Raw genomic sequence first — 16,036 nt, forward strand, 5'->3', positions numbered from 1 at the left:
CCTCGGACGGGTGTACTTTTGCCCGGTGCCCATTACCGAGGCGTTCCGTCAGGCCGCGATCCGCTCGCAGACGAACGGTTCCAGGATCCCCCGCGCGGTGCCGCTGCTGCGAAGTCGTCCGGACCCGCTGCACCTCCACGAGCTGACCCCTGCGCGCTCGGCAAGGGTCCTCGTCACCGCCTTCCTGCTCGCCCTGCTGACCGGCACGGGTCTGCTCATGCTGCCCGTGTCCACCGTGGACCCGGGCAGCGCGGAGGCGATCACCGCGGCCTTCACCGCCACGTCCGCTCTGTGCGTGACGGGCCTGGTAACCGTGGACACCGCCACCTACTGGACCCCGTTCGGTCAGGTGGTGATCATCTGCCTGATCCAGGTGGGCGGCCTGGGCGTCATGACGTTCACTACCATGCTGGGCATCCTGCTGGCCCGCAAGTTCGGGCTGTCCACGCGGCTGCTCGCCAACGTGGAGACCAAGTCCCGCGGCGGAGCCCGTCAGGTGGTCGCGCGCATCGTGCTGACCACCGCGGTGATCGAGACCGCCGCCGCGGGGATCCTTTTCCTGCGGTTCTGGGGCTACTACCACTACTCCCCCGGCGCGGCACTGGCCCACGGGGCGTTCCACGCGGTGTCCGCCTTCAACAACGCCGGGTTCGCGCTCTACTCCCTGAACGTCATGGACTTCTCCGGCGACCCGTGGATCCTTCTGACGCTGGCCGCGTGCGTGATCCTGGGTGGGCTGGGCTTCCCCGTGCTCTACGAGCTGCGCCGCCACATCCGCACCCCGCGGCGCTGGAGCATGAACACGCGCCTGGTGCTGCTCGCCACACCCGTGCTGCTGCTCGGCGGCACGGTGTTCCTGGCTGTACTGGAGTGGAACAACTCGCAGACCCTGGGGCAGGAGTCCCCCGCGGTGAAAGTGCTCAATGCGTTCTTCCAGTCCACGATCGCCCGCACCGCCGGGTTCAACAGCATCGACATCTCCCACATGCACCCCGTGTCCTGGCTGGGGCTGGACATCCTCATGTTCATCGGCGGCGGACCTGCCGGAACCGCGGGCGGCCTGAAGGTCACCACGTTCGGCGTGCTCTTCTTCATCGCCCTCACGGAGATCCGCGGCGGGGCGGCCGTCCCCGTGCTCGGCAAGCAGCTCTCCCGCTCCGTGCAGCGCGAGGCCATGACGGTGGTGGTCCTGGCCACCGGTGCGGTGATCGGCGGCACCATGCTCATCATGCTCACGGACGAGTCCCTGGGCCTGGACCGGGTGCTCTTCGAGTGCATCTCCGCGTTCGCCACCGTGGGACTGAGCACGGGCATCACCCCCACGCTGCCGGTCTTCGCGCAGTGCGTGCTGATCGCCCTGATGTTCATGGGACGTCTGGGCCCTGTCACGGTGGCCGCCGCGATCGCCTTCGGCCGCAGGCCGCCCGCCTACGAGCTGCCCAAGGAACGCCCGCTGATCGGCTGACGCCCCCGGACGCACGACGTCGTCCTCCCCCCTTTCCCCGCGCGCCGCAAACGCGGCGCGCACCGACCCGAGAGGCGGTTCACATGTTCGGATCCCACCCCGCAGAGTCTTCCCGCAAGGGCATGTCCAATGCCGTGGCGGTGATCGGCCTCGGCCGCTTTGGCGGCGCGCTGGCGTTGGAGCTGATGCGTAACGGCACGGACGTGCTCGGCGTGGACCACGACGAGGCCACGGTGCAGCGTTTCAACGGCAAGCTCACCTCCGTGGTGCGCGCGGACGCCACGGATGAGGACGTCCTGCGGGAACTGTCCGTCAACGAGTTCGAGCGCGCCGTGGTGGGGATCGGCTCGGACATCCAGGCGAGCATCCTCACGGCGTCGCGGCTCGTGAAGTTCGGCTGCCCGGCCATCTGGGCCAAGGCCATCACCGAGCCGCACGCGGAGATCCTCACGCAGCTCGGAGTGCAGCACGTGGTCAACCCCGAGAGCGACATGGGCACCCGCGCCGCGCACCTGATCCAGCACCGGATCCTCGACTTCGTCCCCATCGACGACGGCTACGCGCTCGTGCGCTGCACCCCGCCGCTGCCCATCCAGCAGCGGCCCATGGACCTGCTCAACGTGCGGCAGAAGCTCGGGGTCTCGGTCGTCGCGGTGTGCCGTCCCGGTGGCCAGTGGGAGCCGATCGAGCCGGGGACCATGCTGTACCACGACGACCAGATCCTCGTCACCGGGCCCACCCGGAAGGTCGAGCGGTTCTCGAACCTGGCCTGACGACGTCTGCCGGGACGGTCCCAGACGGTCGGCTCCGGTCTGCCGTAGCCAGCTGCGGGACTTCCGCGGGCGGCGTCGGCGATGCCACGGCGTGCGTCCGCCGAGACCGGGCGGGCTCCGACGTGTGCCTGTCCCCGGGGTCTGCACAGAGGTAGCGGGTCAGGCGCCGCAGCTCCCGCGACGACGGTACCTAGGCACGTTCCGTGGCGGCGAGGACGTCGAGGCCCACGGGTGACGACGCCGTGTCCTCGGGTCCGATCGCCGCGACCACCGAGTGCGGTGGTGCCTGCGCGGGACGGCTCGTCCGCGCGACCGTGACGTAGCCGGCCACCGAGTGCGCGGCGAAACGGCGCAGCCCCGAGGGCGTGAGCACGTCCACGAGTGCCTTGACCCGGTGCACGGACGCCGGAGGATCCTCCAGCAGATCCGTGATCGTCGCAGGGTCCACCGGGGCGGGCACGTCGAGGCTCACCGCGCGGTGGTGGACGTGGTGCTCATGGCCGTGGTGGCCGTGCTCGCGCGGCGCCTCGCCGGTCTCCCAGAGGGGCAGCTGCGCACCCTCCGGGACGGTGTGCTCTGCGGCGTCGAAGAACAGCGCCGGGTCCACCGCCCCGTGAGGCGCGTCGAGGACCGTGGTGCGGGGAATGGCCGCGAGGACGCACTCGAGGGTGCGGGCAAGCTCCTCGGGTGGCGCGATGTCGGACTTGGTGAGCAGCACCACGGCCGCGGCCGTGACGTGCTGCTCCAGGTCCCAGCCGCCGGACTCCGCGTGGGCCACGTGGGCGGCGTCAAGGACCTCCACGAGGCCCCCGAAGCGGATGCTCGGGACCTCGCTGGCCAGCACGAGCTGGATCAGTGCCGGGGGGCTCAGCGAGCCCGGACCCCTCGATCACGATCGCGTCCAGCTCCGTGGCCGGGCGGGAGAGGGCTGCCAGGGCAGAGTCCAGCTGACGCGGGTCGTCGATGCAGCACAGGCACCCGCCCGCGATCGACACGGGCTCGGCCACCTGCCCGGCCACGACGGGGCCTTTCCGGATCGGGGGACCGCGGTGGGCGGTCTTCGGGTGGCCGGTGGTACCGGACCGGGGCCTCGGCGCGGCCCCGGGTCGCGGATACACTCGGGGCGACGACGACGAAGGAGACACCCGGTGGACGAACTGACCATCCTGGCCGTGGCGGCGGTGATCGTGGTGGTGGCCGTCACAAGCTTCTCGGACAGGGTCGGGGTGGCCGCACCCATCCTGCTGGTGATCGTGGGCGTGGGGCTCAGCCTGGTCCCCGGGGTGCCCACGGTGACGATGAACCCGGACGTGATCCTGGACGTCGTGCTGCCGCTGCTGCTCTACGCCGCGGCCGTGAACATGCCCGCCAGGGACTTCCGCCGCGACCTGGGCGCCATCAGCGCGCTGTCCGTGGTGCTGGTGGTCGTCTCCGCGTTCGCGGTGGGGCTGCTGATCTGGTGGCTGCTGCCGGACCTGGGCTTCGCCGCGGCGGTGGCCCTGGGCGCCGTCGTCAGCCCGCCCGACGCCGTGGCAGCCACCTCGATCGGCAAGCGCCTCGGCCTGCCCGGTCGGCTCGTGACGATCCTCGAGGGCGAGGGCCTCGTCAACGACGCCACCGCGCTGGTGGTGCTGCGCTCGGCGGTGGTCGCGACCGCCGGGGCGATCAGCGTGGGCGGGGTGCTCGCGGACTTCGGCTACGCCGTCGTAGTGGCCGTTGTGATCGGCATCGTGGTGGGCTGGGTCTCCATCCAGATCCGCGCGCGTCTGGAGCAGCCCGTGACGAGCACCGCGATCTCCCTGGTGGTCCCGTTCATCGCGTTCATGCCCGCCGAGCATCTCGAGGCCTCCGGCGTGCTCGCCGTGGTGGTCGCGGGGATCGTCACCGGGATCAAGTCCCCCCGGTTGCTCTCCTCCCAGGCGCGCGTGTCCGAGAGGACCAACTGGCGCACCGTGCTCCTGCTGCTGGAGCACGGCGTGTTCCTGGTCCTCGGGCTGCAGATCGCGCTGCTCGTGGACGAGGTGCAGGAGGCCCACCTCAGCGTGGGCGGTGCTCTGGCCCTCGGACTGCTCGTGACCGTGGTGCTGTTCGTGATCCGCTTCGCGTTCGTGGCGCCCATGATCAAGGTGATGGCCCGGCAACAGGAACGGGCTCAGGGGAAATCGCAGTGGTATGACAGCGCGAGGGAACGGCTCGAGAACCACCCGGACGCCTCGCAGCAGCGGATCACGAGGCTGCGCCACATGATCACGCGCCGCCAGGCGGACGCCTCGTTCTTCAGCCACGAGGGCATCGGCAAGCGCGGCGGGTTCGTGATCGCGTGGTCCGGGATGCGCGGCGTCGTGACCGTGGCGGCGGCCCAGACGCTGCCCGAGGACCTGCCCTACCGCCCGCAACTGATTCTGATCGCGTTCACCGTAGCCGTGGTGACGCTCGTGGTGCAGGGCGGCACCCTGCCGCTGCTGATCCGGATCCTGGGCATCCGCGGCACGGACGAGGAGGAGATGCAGCGCGAGCTGACGCGCCTGATCAACACCCTGGCCGAGGCGTCCGAGGACCTGCTGGAGTCCCCCGCGCTGCACCGCAACGACGGCGAGCCCTTCAGCGAGAAGATCCTGGAGATGGCCAGGAAGCGCACGCGCAAGCTGCCCGAGAGCGTCTCCACCGAGACTCTTCAGGTGTGGACGACCGCCCGGCAGGAGCAGCAGGAGCTGCAGCGCAAGCTCCTGGAGGCGCAGCAGGACGCCCTTCTGGACGCGCAGGCCTCGGGGGTCTACCGGTCCCAGAGCATCGAGTCGGCCCAGCAGTTCCTGGACCGACGCAACATGCTCATCGACTGAGCACTCAGTTGCGGCTCCCGCCGTGCACCGCGGCTGCGAGCCGGTCCACGGCCTCGACCACGGTCTCCGGGGCGCACGCAAGGTTCATGCGGGCGAAGCCCCTGCCCGGCGGGCCGAAGGTGGGGCCCGGGGACAGCGCCACTTTCGCGTGCGTCACCGCGTGCTGCGACGGGTTATCGCCCCAGCCGAGCGCGCGCATGTCGAGCCAGGCGAGGTAGGTGGCCCGGCCTCTGCGGAAGGTGACCTCCGGGAGCTTCTCGGCCAGCTCCCGCTCCAGGAGGTCCACATTGGACTCGACCACCGCGATCGTGGCATCCAGCCAGTCCTCGCAGTGCAGAAAACCCTCCCGCGTGGCCAGCAGGCCCAAGATCCCCGTCCGGTAGGACACGGCCGGTGGCAATGCCGCGAGCCACCGTGCCATGGGCCCCGAGTCCACCACGAACATGGCAGCCTTCAGGCCCGCGAGGTTGAACGCCTTGCTCCCGGACGCCGCCGCGACCCCGTGCCGCCGGGCGGCGTCGGAGACCGAGAGGTACGGGGTGAAGTCGACACCGCGGTGGACCATGGGCGCGTGGATCTCGTCGCTGACCACGTGGGCGCCGTGGCGCTCCACCACCTCCGCGAGCGCCGCAAGGTCCTCTCGCGAGTGCACCAGGCCGAGGGGATTGTGCGGGTTGCACAGCAGCACCGCCCGGGCCCCCGCCGCGAGCGCGGCGTCGATGCCGGGGACATCCAGACGGTACGCGGTGCCGTCGTCCTGCAGCGGTACCTCCACCACGTTGCCGCCGGCCTCACGCACGAGGTCGTAGAACGGGGCGTACACCGGCGGGGTGATGACCACGCCATCCCCGGGGGCCACCAGGCGGCGCAGCGACTCCACGAGCACCACCGTCACGTCCGTGGTGTAGGCGATGCGCTCGGGGTCCGGGCGCCAGTTCCAGCGCCGGGCGGCGAAGTCCGCCCAGGCCTGAGCGGGCCCGCGCTCCGCCGTGGCCGCGTAGCCGGTGTCGTTGTTCTCGACAGCGGCCAGCAGTGCCTCCTTGATCCGCGGGGGCGTGGGAAAGTCCATCTCCGCGATGAACATGGGCAGCACGTCCTGTTCGTAGCTGCGCCACTTGGTGCTCGTGCGGCGACGCAGGGCGGAGATCTCGTCGGCGGTGGTCATGCGTCCCTTTCGTGGTGTGCGGCAGGGACTACTCACTCGTCAGTTTGTGAGCCTCGCCCAGCCGCAGCTGTTCCAGTGCTTCCTCCTGCTCCCGGGCGCGTCGGCTCAGCTCCCGGAGCATGTCTTTGTCCAGCCTGTCGTCAGGCGCCTCCAGGAGCAAGCGCCACCCGAGCCCCTTGGCGTGGACCGCCGCCACGAGACCCTCAAGTTCTTCGATGTCGGACAGCGGCGAGCGGCTCTGCAACCGCTCGTTGGGCTTGAGGCGAGCGGCCTTCTCCGCGGCGCGCGCAGGAAGGTCCTTGAGCGGCGCCGGCTTCACGCCGAGGGACGCCATCAGTTCTTCGAGCGACGCCTGATCCTGGGCCACCGCCTCGGCGATCCGCCCCACTGCCTCACGGACCTCGGGTTCCGAGTGGCCCGCGGCGACCCGGCGGAACGCGTTCACACCCGCCGCCGAGCCGGCGTGGTGGTCCTGCAGGTAGGTGGTGATGACGTTGCTCATGGGGAGCCCCTTTCGTCGTGTCCCGCCAGCCAAGCAGGTGCCGCCTCCTCCCACCACACCCGGGAGGGTATGTGACACCGCGCGGGGCATACTGGAACAGGGAGAACAAGGACGAGTCGGGTGGGTGGGCGCCACGCGACGTCGGCCACGGACTGTGGAGGGGACAGCATGACACCGGAGACTTTCGTGGAGTTCACGGCACCGAACGGTCTGAGCTCCTGGTACCACCTGTGGGAGAGTGGCACCGCGGGGTTCCTGTACTACTTCGACGGCGACTACTGGGACCTGGAGGACACCTCCATCAACTGGCCCGATGAAGGAGACCTCGCGCGGCTGGCGATCGCGGCGCAGGCGCGGGACCTCGTGTTCGTGGCCGTGAACACGCCGGACGAGGACGGCTCCGGCGACGGCTACACGTGGTGGGAGGACTGCAAGGCGAACGGCAAGTACTTCCGGGCGCTGCACGAGCACCTCGTGGCGCGGCACCCGGAGGTGGACGCCTCGAACATCTGGCTGGTCGGCTACAGCGGCGGCGCCGAGTTCATCACGTACGAGCTGCTGGACCGTGGCATAGAGGGGATGTCCCACGGCGGTGCCGTGATCGTCGGGGGCGGCGGGGCCAACGCGCCCGTTGCGCGGAAGAAGAAGGCCCGGCCGTGCATCGGCAACACGGCCATGCACTGGTGGGTGGGCGATCAGGACGTGGACGGTGCCACGAACCCGCCCGAGTGGAGCGCGCTGGGCGCCGCTGAGGAGGGCGTCGCCGCGTTCCAGGCCGCGGGTTTCGACACGAACCTGCACGTCCTGCCGGGCGTGGACCACTCCGGGTACGACGCCGTGGCATGCCTTTCGCACGCACTGCCCGCGGTCTCGCGCAAGGCGGGCCTGCGCGCTGCGCTGTCCGACGGGTGGGTGCGGCTCACGCGGGACACCTGAGGAGTGATGAGGAACGGCCGAGCGGCGGGTCATGATTTCTAGTGGAGTCAAAACAGCTTCGCCGCACCGAAATGTGCTCTAACTCCACTAGAAATTTCGGGTGGTAGCCATGAGCGGGACCGTGCACCAAAAACCGGCTCCGACCAAGCATTTCTGCCTGGCCGGAGCCGGTTCACTCGGTCGGGACGACAGGATTTGAACCTGCGACACCCTGACCCCCAGGCGTCCATACTGCTCCGGCCAGACCGGATTCTGCGTGATTCCGGGCGTCAGATCATGCAGAACATGTCACGAGATGCATGGATTGCATGATTCTGGTCCCCTTCTAGTCCCCCTCGTGGGCAAGCTCAGTTCGCGGCCAGAGCCGCGAGAGGCGCTACGGCGGCGTGGAACCTGTTGCCCACGAGCAGCACGACGATCTTGTGGCTGGCTCTGGAGAAGACCACGTAGAGGAGACGTGGGATCCGAGTTCAAGGGCGATCTCGGCAATGGCTGGGAGCCGGGTAACTCCTCCGTCTGACCCTGGCGGGGCGACCAAGCGGATGCCGATAACCCCGGTCTTTCATGACGGCGGTCGGGATCGTGTCGGAGCGGTGTGGTCGAGTGCGCCCGTGTGTGGAGTGACTGCGGGTACGACGACGGGCCGGCTGGCGCTGCCGGGCTGCGGTTTTCCGGGTGGTGATGTCGGGGGCGGGCGGGCCAGGTCGGGCCGGTTGCGGGATGGCGGCGATGTTCGCGAAGGCCGCGACGATCGCGGTTGCCCAGGGCCGTGACTCCGGGATCTTGAGGCGACGTCGGCGTGCGCTGTGAGCGAGTCGGGCGGGCACGTGGAGGAAATCGGTAGCGCACCGCCTTCGGCTCGTAGGTTGCCAACGTGGCGGCGTCGCCGACGCAGCCGAGCAGGCGGGTCCGCGCGGTCAGGTCGGCTGCGATCTGGGTGATCATCAGCCAGGTCTGGTTGATGTTGAACTCCAGCGACGGAAACCGTCCCAGGCCACTGTCCTTGGTGTGGCGGATACGGTCCTCGACCCGTGCATGGGCCCGGTGGCGGGCCTCGAGAAAGGCGAGCTGGCCGGCCGTGGTGTTGGTGACGAAGGCTTCGTAGCGCCAGCCGTCGCGTTGCTCGAACAGAGGCAGTTGCGCGCCCGGGGTGGGGGCGTTCGCGGCGCACGATCACCCGCATCCCGGCTGGCCACTTGGCGAGAACCTTCGGGTCGATGAGGCCGGTCAGTTCGGCGACGTCGCCGCCCTAAGGCGAGGTCGACACCATCGTCCTCCGCACCCGCGCGGGGCTGGCCGAGCGGGTGGAGCGGCTCCTCGGCGCCCTGGATCCCCCGGCTCAGCCAGGCGCCGGTCGCGAAGACGAGGTGGCGCAGGGTCTGGGAGAAGCACCACTCTCCCTCGACCGAGACGTCGACTGCGCCGTCCGGGAGCGCCGATGCGCGGTCGGTCGCCTGGCGCCATGAGCCTTCTACCGCGCCCCAGGCCCCGCGCAGTCCCTCGGCGTCCTCGGCGCGCCGCTGCGTCCCGCCAGCTCCTGCCGACAGAGCGGGCACCCTCGAGCTTCAGCGAGTCGGGAACTGCGGACACGTCTTCGAAGGTGCCAGCCGACCCCTGGATTCATTGTCAGACACGCCCTAGGCGTTCCGGCCTCAGTGGACTTGGCCGGCGGCTGCGGGACCGATCCGCGGCCGTCGCACGAGTTCGCACGTCAGGCGCAGGGCGCCGACCGCGGTGAGAACCGTCAACACTGACCATGCGGGCATGATCAGTGCTGGCGGGATGATGAGCAGGGATGCGGCCGCCGTGAGGAGGCGGTCCGGCACGAGCTGATGGTGATCGCGCCATCGGTAGGCGACATCGGCGGCGTAGAACAGGCCCACCCCGCCACTGAGGGCGATGGCCGGCAGCAGCGGTAACGGGTCGAACACCTGCTCGAGCGCCACGCTGGCGCCGAAGCCGAAGAAGGCGACCCCGGCGACCAGGGGAAGGTGGAGGTAGCCGTAGGCGTCGCGGGCCAGTCGGGCGCGTTCGGGCCCGTCGGCGTCTTTGAGGCGTTGCTCGGCGCCGGCGGTCAGACCGAAGTAGGTCCACCACAACGAGGCGGCGATCAGGACTCCGAGGACGGCGGCGGCGAGCACGACCGGTTGCTGCAGGTGCTCGCTGGCCCCGGTGCCCAGCCCGACGACGGCTTCACCGAGCGCGATGATGATGATGTTGCCGTGGCGCTCGACGAAGTAGGAGGGCACTACCCGGAAACCCTCGACCCCGGCGACCAGGGGTCCGCCGAAGTCGATGATGGTTGCGCCGATCCAGAGCAGCTCTCGGTAGGGGGCTGGGAAGGCGGCGGCGACGGCGATCAGGACTGGTGCGATGAGCAGGCTCGGGGCCAGCCGCAGGAGGCCTGCACGGAGGTATTCGTCGTCGTGGGAGGCGTCCACGACGAACAAGACCAGGTGGATGACGCGGATGGCGAGCAGGGCAAGCCCGAAGACGAGGGCTCCGGTGCTGAACGCGGTCGGGAGTGCGCTTGCGGCCAGCAGCATCGCAGCCATGGCGGCGATGACCAGGCAGCGAAATACCACCCGATTCGTGGTGAAGGTGTTGGTGAGCCAGGTGTAGCAGACCCAGGCCCACCACACCGCCAGTAGGCCGAGCACACCATGACCGAAACCCCGCCACGAAACGTCGTCCCGCACCAGCTCGGTCAGCTGCGTCATGGCGTACACGAACACCAGGTCGAAGAACAGCTCTAGGTTGCCCACCGACCCGCTGTCGCTGTCCCGCGCGTCGGCCTCGCTGCCCGGCTCAGAGTTCTCTGACATCCGCGAAATCATCCCCTTTCAAGCCCGGCAACTCCCACCCTCACCGACGGTGCTGCCGCGCTGTCCGGAGCGCTGCCCGGACCGACCGGGCTGCGCACTTGGCCAGGGTCACAGCATTTCTAGTGGTCGCGGTCCGCTTGGCGGCGGAAACGCACGATCCAGAGCATCCAGGTCTTCGCGGGTCAGCTCCACGTCCAGTGCTGTGGCGTTGTCGCGCACGTGCTGCGGGCTGCTCGCCTTGGGGATCGTGCAGAGCGAGTCGCGGCGCAGCACCCAGGCGATGGCCGCCGCCGCGGCGCTGACGCTGTGACGGGCCGCGACGTCGTTCAGCGTCGTGTCGTGGAGGATGCGGCCCTGCTCGATCGGCGAGTACGCCATGACCGGCAGCTGGTGGTCGGCGCACCACGGCAGCAGGTCGTACTCCGGTCCTCGCCGCGACAGGTTGTACAGCACCTGATCCGTGGCCAGCCCGCCGCCGCCCGGCACGTCCCGCAGGTCGGCGAGGGCCCGGTGGTCGAAGTTGCTGACGCCCCAGTATCGGATTTTCCCGTCCTCGACGAGCTGTTGGAAGGCCGCGACGGTGTCCTCCAGCGGGTACCTGCCCTGCCAGTGCAGCAGGTAGAGGTCGATCCGATCGGTGCCCAGGCGTTTCAGGCTGCGTTCGCAGGCCGCGATCGTGCCGGAACGGGAGGCGTTGGACGGCCGGACCTTGCTGACCACGAACGCTTCGTCGCGGCGACCCGCCAATGCTTCACCGAGCACCTCCTCCGCGCCGCCGTCGGCGTACATCTCGGCGGTGTCCACCAGCGTCATGCCCAGCTCGAGGCCGGCGTGCAGCGCGGCGACCTCGTCGCGGCGGCGGCCGGGGTCCTCACCCCAGCCCCAGGTGCCCTGGCCCAGCACAGGGATGAACTCCCCGCTCGGCAGCGTTATCCGCCGCATCCGCGATCACTTCCCTTCTGGTTGTACTGAGGTGAGATGTGGGCTGAGATCCTCGAAGGCCAGCGCGTCCCCGGCCGGTGCTGGCCTACTGCGTGGGTCATCGGTCGAGTTGGAAGACGGCCCGGACGCAGCCGTCCTGCTTGTTCTTGAACATCTCGTAGCCGTGGGGTCCTTGGTCCAGCGGCATGATGTGGGTGGCGAGGTGCTCGGTGGAGAGCTCGCCGTCGGCGATGTGCTGCAGGATCTGGGGGATGTAGCGATGGCCGTGCTGCTGGGCCCCACGCACGGTCATGCTCTTGTTCATCATCGCGCCGAGCGGGAACTTGTCCACGAACCCGCCGAAGACTCCGAGGATGAAGAGGCTGCCGCCTTTGCGGCAGGCGTAGATCGCCTCCCGGAGGGCGGTGGGCCGGTCGGACTGCAGCCGCAACTGCTGCTTGACCTGGTCGTATACGTAAGCTGGGCCGGTTCCGTGCGCTTCCATCCCTACTGCCTCGATGACGACGTCCGGGCCGCGGCCGCCGGTGCGTTCCTTCAGTCCGGCCACGATGCTGTCCTCGGTGTAGTCCAAGGTGTCCGCACCGATGTGTTGCCGGACTTGGGCGAGGCGTTCGGGGAGCCGGTCGATGACGATGACCTGCTCGGCGCCCATCAGCATCGCGCCGCGGGCGGCCATCTGTCCGACCCCGCCGGCGCCCCACACCGCGACCGTGTCGCCCGGGGTGATGCCGGCGCCGTCGGCGCCGGTCCAACCGGTCGGGGCGGCATCGGAGGCGAACAGGGCCGCCAGGTCCGACACCCCGTCCGGTACTGCGAACGCACCCTGGTCGGCATAGGGGACCCGTACGTACTCGGCGTGGCTGCCGGCGAAACCGCCCAGCATGTGGCTGTAGGCGAAGCAGCCGCCGATGGCGCTGCCCCACATCCCCTCACTCAGGTCCGGGTTGGGGTTTCCGTTGTCGCACAGTGAGTACAACTTCTGGGAGCAGTACCAGCACTCCCCGCAGGCGATGAACGAGCAGACGGTGACGCGGTCGCCGACCTTGTGGTTGCGGACGTCCTTGCCGACCTCGGCGACCTCGCCCATGAACTCGTGGCCGAGCACATCACCGGCGCGCATCGACGGGATGTACCCGGCGAGCAGGTGCAGGTCTGAGCCGCAGGTGGTGCTAAGTCGCACCTTGACGATGATGTCGTGGTCGTTGAGGATCTTCGGGTCCTCGACGGTCTCCACTGACGTCTTGTTGACGCCGGTCCAGCACAGCGCCTTCACAGCACTCCCTCCCCGCCGGCGCGCCGGGTGACGACGTCGATGAACTTGCCGGTCGGGGTCGGCGTACGGCGGCCGTGCGGAGTGGGATCCACCCGCAGAACCTCCCCGACCTCGACGAGCTGCTTGGACTGGCGCAACGCCGACCGGACCTGCTGGCGCGGATCGTGGCCGCTAACCCGGGCCCGCGCTGCACGCGGGCCGGTCGGCTCGGGCACCCGCAGCCGGGCGGCGAGCTCGGTGCCCTTTCCGCCAGGGGCCGGCCGGACCTGGACCTCGACGAGGTCGCCCAATTCCGCCAACGGACCGGGCATCTGCCCGTTCGGCATGACCTCATCCTGGCTGCGGTTGAGCGTGACGCTGTGCCAGCGCCCCGTGGACTCCTCGCCGGCGGATTCGGGCGTCGATTGAACAGCGCGGCGGGCGACGACCCCGCCGGCAGCTGCGCCGGCCAGGACCACAATGACCATTGCTCGTCTCATGTGCTACCTACCTCCAGGAGGTTTGCGGGTACCGAGGTGCCGGGTGTCGAGCTGCTAGTCAGCCCCGCCTGCGTCATATGGCGTACCGGGCTGCTCACGAGCAGTTTCCGGCGTCGGTGGGCTAGACAGTACTCCCGCGGCGGAACAGAGGGAAGAGATCATCGGGTGAGCGGCTGGTGGCCAGGTTCCCGTCTCGGGCCACCTCATGGTCCACCACGTTCGCGCTGTCCCACGTTTGAGCGTCCGCCACGGCGAGCTTCTGCTCCCGGAGCCTGGCCCGGTTCTTCGGACACTGATTCTGAGGTGATGATGACCTCAGGGAAGGAGTCCGTGATGCCTGTTGCGAAGTCGCCGCAGTTCCGGCGTCGTGCTCTTGAGCTGGTCGACCAGGGCGAGCCGGTTGCCCAGGTCGCGAAGAATCTGGGGATCAGCGAGTCATGTCTGCCTCGGTGGCGACGGGAAGAAGCAATCGGTGCTGGCGTGGTCGAGGGCTTGACCAGCGATGAGCGCCGAGAGCTGGCCGAGTTGCGGCGCAAGAACCGGGTGCTGGAGATGGAAGTCGAGATCCTGAAACGCGCCAGCGCCTATTTCGCGAGGGAGAACGTCCTCCCAAAAACAGGGTTCCGGTGCGTCGAGGAGCTGGCCGAGGCGGGGTTTCCCGTGGCGGTGGCGCGCCGGGTGTTGAAGGTGTCACGGTCCGGGTTCTACGAGTGGCGCGACCGGCCCGCTAGCCGCAGGACGATGGCCGACCGCGAACTGATGGTCACGATCCGCAAGGTCCACCGCCAGTCGCGTGGAACCTACGGAGCCCTGCGGGTCCATGCCGAGCTGCGGCTCGGGCTGGGTGTTCGGTGTGGTCGCAAACGCGTGGCCCGGTTGATGCGTGCTGACGGGCTGCAGGGCGTGTGCCATCCCCGCAAAGGCGGTCACCTCCCCTTGCCGGCCACGCATGACGATCTGGTGCAGCGCCAGTTCCATGCCGAGGGTCCGGACCGGCTGTGGTTCACAGACATCACGCAACACCGCGCCGCGCACGGCTGGGTCTACTGCTGCGCGGTGATTGATGCCTGGAGCAGGAGGATCCTCGGATGGGCGATCGCGGACCACATCCGGACCGAACTCGTCGTCGACGCGTTGCAGATGGCCCGTTGGCAGCGCCGTCCACCGCCCGGGACGATCGTTCACCCGGACAGGGGCAGTCAGTACACGAGCTGGCTGTTCGGGCACCGACTCCGCCAGGCCGGGCTGCTCGGGTCGATGGGCTGGGTCGCCTCGAGCCAGGACAACGCGGCGATGGAGTCGTTCTGGTCGTCCATGCAGCGCGAGCTGTTGGACCGGCGGTCGTGGCCGTCGAAACAGGTCCTCGCGACGGCGATGTTCGAGTGGATCGAGGGCTGGTCCAACCCCCGCCGGCGACACTGCGGGATCGGGATGCTGTCACCCCACGAGTTCGAAACCCTTCACGCCCCCGCTGCCACGGCGGCTTGAATCAACCACCATCAACCGTCCGGGAAACCGGGTCAGGCTCCCAAGCCCTCAAACCCGTACTGGAGCGACTCAGGCACGAACGTGAACCCGACGAGCGGCTCCTGACCGGTCCCCGCGGTGGGGTGCTCACCACAGCGTGTGTGCGGGATGCGACGAAGTGGGATCAGCTTGTCACCGAGCTTGAGCTACCCAGCCTCACCGGGCACGGACTCCGCCACACCGGAGCGACCTGGCTCGCAGACGCTGGCATCCCGCTCCATGTCCTCCACGGCATCCTTGGACACAAATCAATCGAGACGACCCGCGGCTACCTCCACCCCGGCACCAGGCACCTCGCCGACGCCGCCGCACGCGCCAACGCGTTCCTCGACGGACACAAGTACCCCGAGCATGAGAGCCCCGCATCGTCCGGTCTAGCGACGGCCCCTCGGCGATGAAAAGGCTGCCGATCGCAGCCCAAAACGGGCTCCAGGTCCCGGCTCGTCACAACGGCCGCAATCGAAGCGTCCCGGAAGGTGTCAACATCCGCGGTCGGATGTTTTCATAAACCCCTCCGAAAAGGACACCAGAAACGACGAAGCCCAGGTGAGAAATTTACTCTCACCTGGGCTTTTCTGTCGGGATGACAGGATTTGAACCTGCGACCCCTTGACCCCCAGTCAAGTGCGCTACCAAGCTGCGCCACATCCCGCGACCGTGTTCGACGCCGCTTCCGGCCCCGAACACCCGAGTTACATTACCCCAACCCTGCCCGAATTTCACATCGGCGCAGGCGACTCGCGAGCCGCCCGCGCCGCATGGAAACCGAGCCAGTAGGGGCAACCACTCAGCGCTTGCGCTGGCGCTTCTCCCTCACGCGCATGCTGACCTCCAGCGGGGTGCCCTCGAAGCCGAAGGTCTCGCGGATGCGGCGCTGGATGAACCGGCGGTAGCCGGGGTCCAGGAAGCCGGTGGTGAACAGCACGAACTTCGGCGGGCGGGAGGAGACCTGCGTGCCGAAGAGGATGCGGGGCTGCTTGCCGCCGCGCACGGGGTGCGGGTGCGCGGCCACGATCTCCCCCAGGAAAGCGTTGAGGCGCCCGGTGGGGATGCGGCGGTCCCACGATTCCAGGGACGTGTGCAGCGCAGGGACGAGCTTGTCCTTGTGCCACCCGGTCTTGGCCGAGAGGTTTACGCGCGGCGCCCAGGACACGTGGGCCAGATCCCGTTCGATCTCGCGTTCCAGGTAGAACCGGCGCTCGTCGTCCAGGGTGTCCCACTTGTTGAACGCGAGCACCAGGGCGCGCCCGGAGTCCACGGCCATCTGCAGGATCCGCACGTCCTGCTCGGAGAGCACCTCGTCCACGGC

At 69.0% G+C, this 16,036-nt stretch carries 14 protein-coding genes, 1 tRNA gene and 2 pseudogenes; 6 read left to right on the forward strand and 11 right to left on the reverse strand.

From position 1 onward, the window contains the following. Positions 1-25 precede the first annotated feature (25 nt). On the forward strand, positions 26-1,465 hold the full coding sequence (locus B3G12_RS03425) for a TrkH family potassium uptake protein (RefSeq protein WP_290499123.1): 1,440 nt from the start codon (positions 26-28) through the stop codon (positions 1,463-1,465). 83 nt (positions 1,466-1,548) lie between these two features. Further along, the gene (locus B3G12_RS03430) at positions 1,549-2,238 is read left to right on the forward strand and encodes a potassium channel family protein (protein ID WP_145010896.1); all 690 of its coding nucleotides are present in this window, start codon (positions 1,549-1,551) and stop codon (positions 2,236-2,238) included. 190 nt (positions 2,239-2,428) lie between these two features. Here the strand turns inward: B3G12_RS03430 and B3G12_RS03435 are convergent, their stop codons facing one another. Continuing rightward, positions 2,429-3,082, reverse strand: a complete 654-nt coding sequence (locus tag B3G12_RS03435; protein ID WP_290499127.1) for a hypothetical protein — start codon at positions 3,080-3,082, stop codon at positions 2,429-2,431. Continuing rightward, positions 3,027-3,383, reverse strand: coding sequence for a GTP-binding protein (locus B3G12_RS03440; protein WP_290499134.1), 357 nt, complete (start codon positions 3,381-3,383; stop codon positions 3,027-3,029). Before B3G12_RS03440 ends, B3G12_RS03435 begins: the two co-directional genes overlap by 56 nt. Positions 3,384-3,386: 3 nt before the next feature. On the opposite strand from B3G12_RS03440, the gene B3G12_RS03445 reads away from it, so the two are divergent. After that, entirely contained in the window at positions 3,387-5,078 is a 1,692-nt protein-coding gene (locus B3G12_RS03445; protein ID WP_290499136.1) for a cation:proton antiporter, read from the forward strand. A 4-nt stretch (positions 5,079-5,082) separates the two neighbouring features. Here B3G12_RS03445 and B3G12_RS03450 read toward each other — a convergent pair whose 3' ends face one another. After that, positions 5,083-6,243, reverse strand: a complete 1,161-nt coding sequence (locus tag B3G12_RS03450; RefSeq protein WP_290499138.1) for a MalY/PatB family protein — start codon at positions 6,241-6,243, stop codon at positions 5,083-5,085. Between the two features lie 28 nt (positions 6,244-6,271). After that, positions 6,272-6,745 (reverse strand): hypothetical protein, encoded by a 474-nt coding sequence (locus B3G12_RS03455; RefSeq protein WP_144942756.1) that lies wholly within the window; start codon positions 6,743-6,745, stop codon positions 6,272-6,274. 168 nt (positions 6,746-6,913) lie between these two features. On the opposite strand from B3G12_RS03455, the gene B3G12_RS03460 reads away from it, so the two are divergent. Then, positions 6,914-7,681 (forward strand): hypothetical protein, encoded by a 768-nt coding sequence (locus B3G12_RS03460; protein WP_290499140.1) that lies wholly within the window; start codon positions 6,914-6,916, stop codon positions 7,679-7,681. A gap of 707 nt (positions 7,682-8,388) precedes the next feature. Here B3G12_RS03460 and B3G12_RS12470 read toward each other — a convergent pair. From B3G12_RS12470 to B3G12_RS03480, 5 genes and pseudogenes are all read right to left on the reverse strand, one after another. Further along, positions 8,389-8,930: pseudogene (locus B3G12_RS12470) on the reverse strand (transposase); the annotation flags it as partial. Positions 8,931-9,333: 403 nt separating this feature from the next. Next, positions 9,334-10,506: a low temperature requirement protein A gene (locus B3G12_RS03465; RefSeq protein WP_290499142.1), complete on the reverse strand. Its 1,173-nt coding sequence runs from the start codon at positions 10,504-10,506 to the stop codon at positions 9,334-9,336. 108 nt (positions 10,507-10,614) lie between these two features. Then, entirely contained in the window at positions 10,615-11,409 is a 795-nt protein-coding gene (locus B3G12_RS03470; protein ID WP_290499144.1) for an aldo/keto reductase, read from the reverse strand. Between the two features lie 136 nt (positions 11,410-11,545). Then, positions 11,546-12,682: a zinc-dependent alcohol dehydrogenase gene (locus B3G12_RS03475; protein ID WP_290499146.1), complete on the reverse strand. Its 1,137-nt coding sequence runs from the start codon at positions 12,680-12,682 to the stop codon at positions 11,546-11,548. A gap of 35 nt (positions 12,683-12,717) precedes the next feature. Beyond that, positions 12,718-13,188: a hypothetical protein gene (locus B3G12_RS03480; protein WP_290499149.1), complete on the reverse strand. Its 471-nt coding sequence runs from the start codon at positions 13,186-13,188 to the stop codon at positions 12,718-12,720. A gap of 345 nt (positions 13,189-13,533) precedes the next feature. On the opposite strand from B3G12_RS03480, the gene B3G12_RS03485 reads away from it, so the two are divergent. Together B3G12_RS03485 and B3G12_RS03490 are read left to right on the forward strand one after the other, a co-directional pair. Further along, positions 13,534-14,688 carry an IS3 family transposase gene (locus B3G12_RS03485; RefSeq protein WP_290499151.1) on the forward strand — a complete coding sequence of 385 codons (1,155 nt, stop codon included), beginning with the start codon at positions 13,534-13,536 and terminating at the stop codon, positions 14,686-14,688. Further along, the gene (locus B3G12_RS03490; RefSeq protein WP_290499152.1) at positions 14,583-15,125 is read left to right on the forward strand and encodes a tyrosine-type recombinase/integrase; all 543 of its coding nucleotides are present in this window, start codon (positions 14,583-14,585) and stop codon (positions 15,123-15,125) included. The genes B3G12_RS03485 and B3G12_RS03490 overlap by 106 nt, the downstream gene beginning before the upstream one ends. A 180-nt stretch (positions 15,126-15,305) precedes the next feature. On the opposite strand, the gene B3G12_RS03495 is transcribed toward B3G12_RS03490, so the two are convergent. Then, positions 15,306-15,379 (reverse strand) — tRNA-Pro (locus B3G12_RS03495). A gap of 135 nt (positions 15,380-15,514) precedes the next feature. Next, positions 15,515-16,036, reverse strand: a pseudogene (locus B3G12_RS03500) (ribosome biogenesis GTPase Der); the annotation flags it as partial.

This window comes from Kocuria sp. UBA5001, from assembly GCF_002398425.1.
GTDB lineage: Bacteria > Actinomycetota > Actinomycetes > Actinomycetales > Micrococcaceae > Kocuria > Kocuria salsicia.

Coding starts and splice junctions, on each gene's coding strand:
- B3G12_RS03430 (WP_145010896.1), top strand. CDS start 1,549: ATGTTCGGATCCCACCCCGCAGAGTCTTCCCGCAAGGGCATGTCCAAT.
- B3G12_RS03450 (WP_290499138.1), bottom strand. CDS start 6,243: ATGACCACCGCCGACGAGATCTCCGCCCTGCGTCGCCGCACGAGCACC.
- B3G12_RS03455 (WP_144942756.1), bottom strand. CDS start 6,745: ATGAGCAACGTCATCACCACCTACCTGCAGGACCACCACGCCGGCTCG.
- B3G12_RS03460 (WP_290499140.1), top strand. CDS start 6,914: ATGACACCGGAGACTTTCGTGGAGTTCACGGCACCGAACGGTCTGAGC.
- B3G12_RS03465 (WP_290499142.1), bottom strand. CDS start 10,506: ATGTCAGAGAACTCTGAGCCGGGCAGCGAGGCCGACGCGCGGGACAGC.
- B3G12_RS03480 (WP_290499149.1), bottom strand. CDS start 13,188: ATGGTCATTGTGGTCCTGGCCGGCGCAGCTGCCGGCGGGGTCGTCGCC.
- B3G12_RS03485 (WP_290499151.1), top strand. CDS start 13,534: ATGCCTGTTGCGAAGTCGCCGCAGTTCCGGCGTCGTGCTCTTGAGCTG.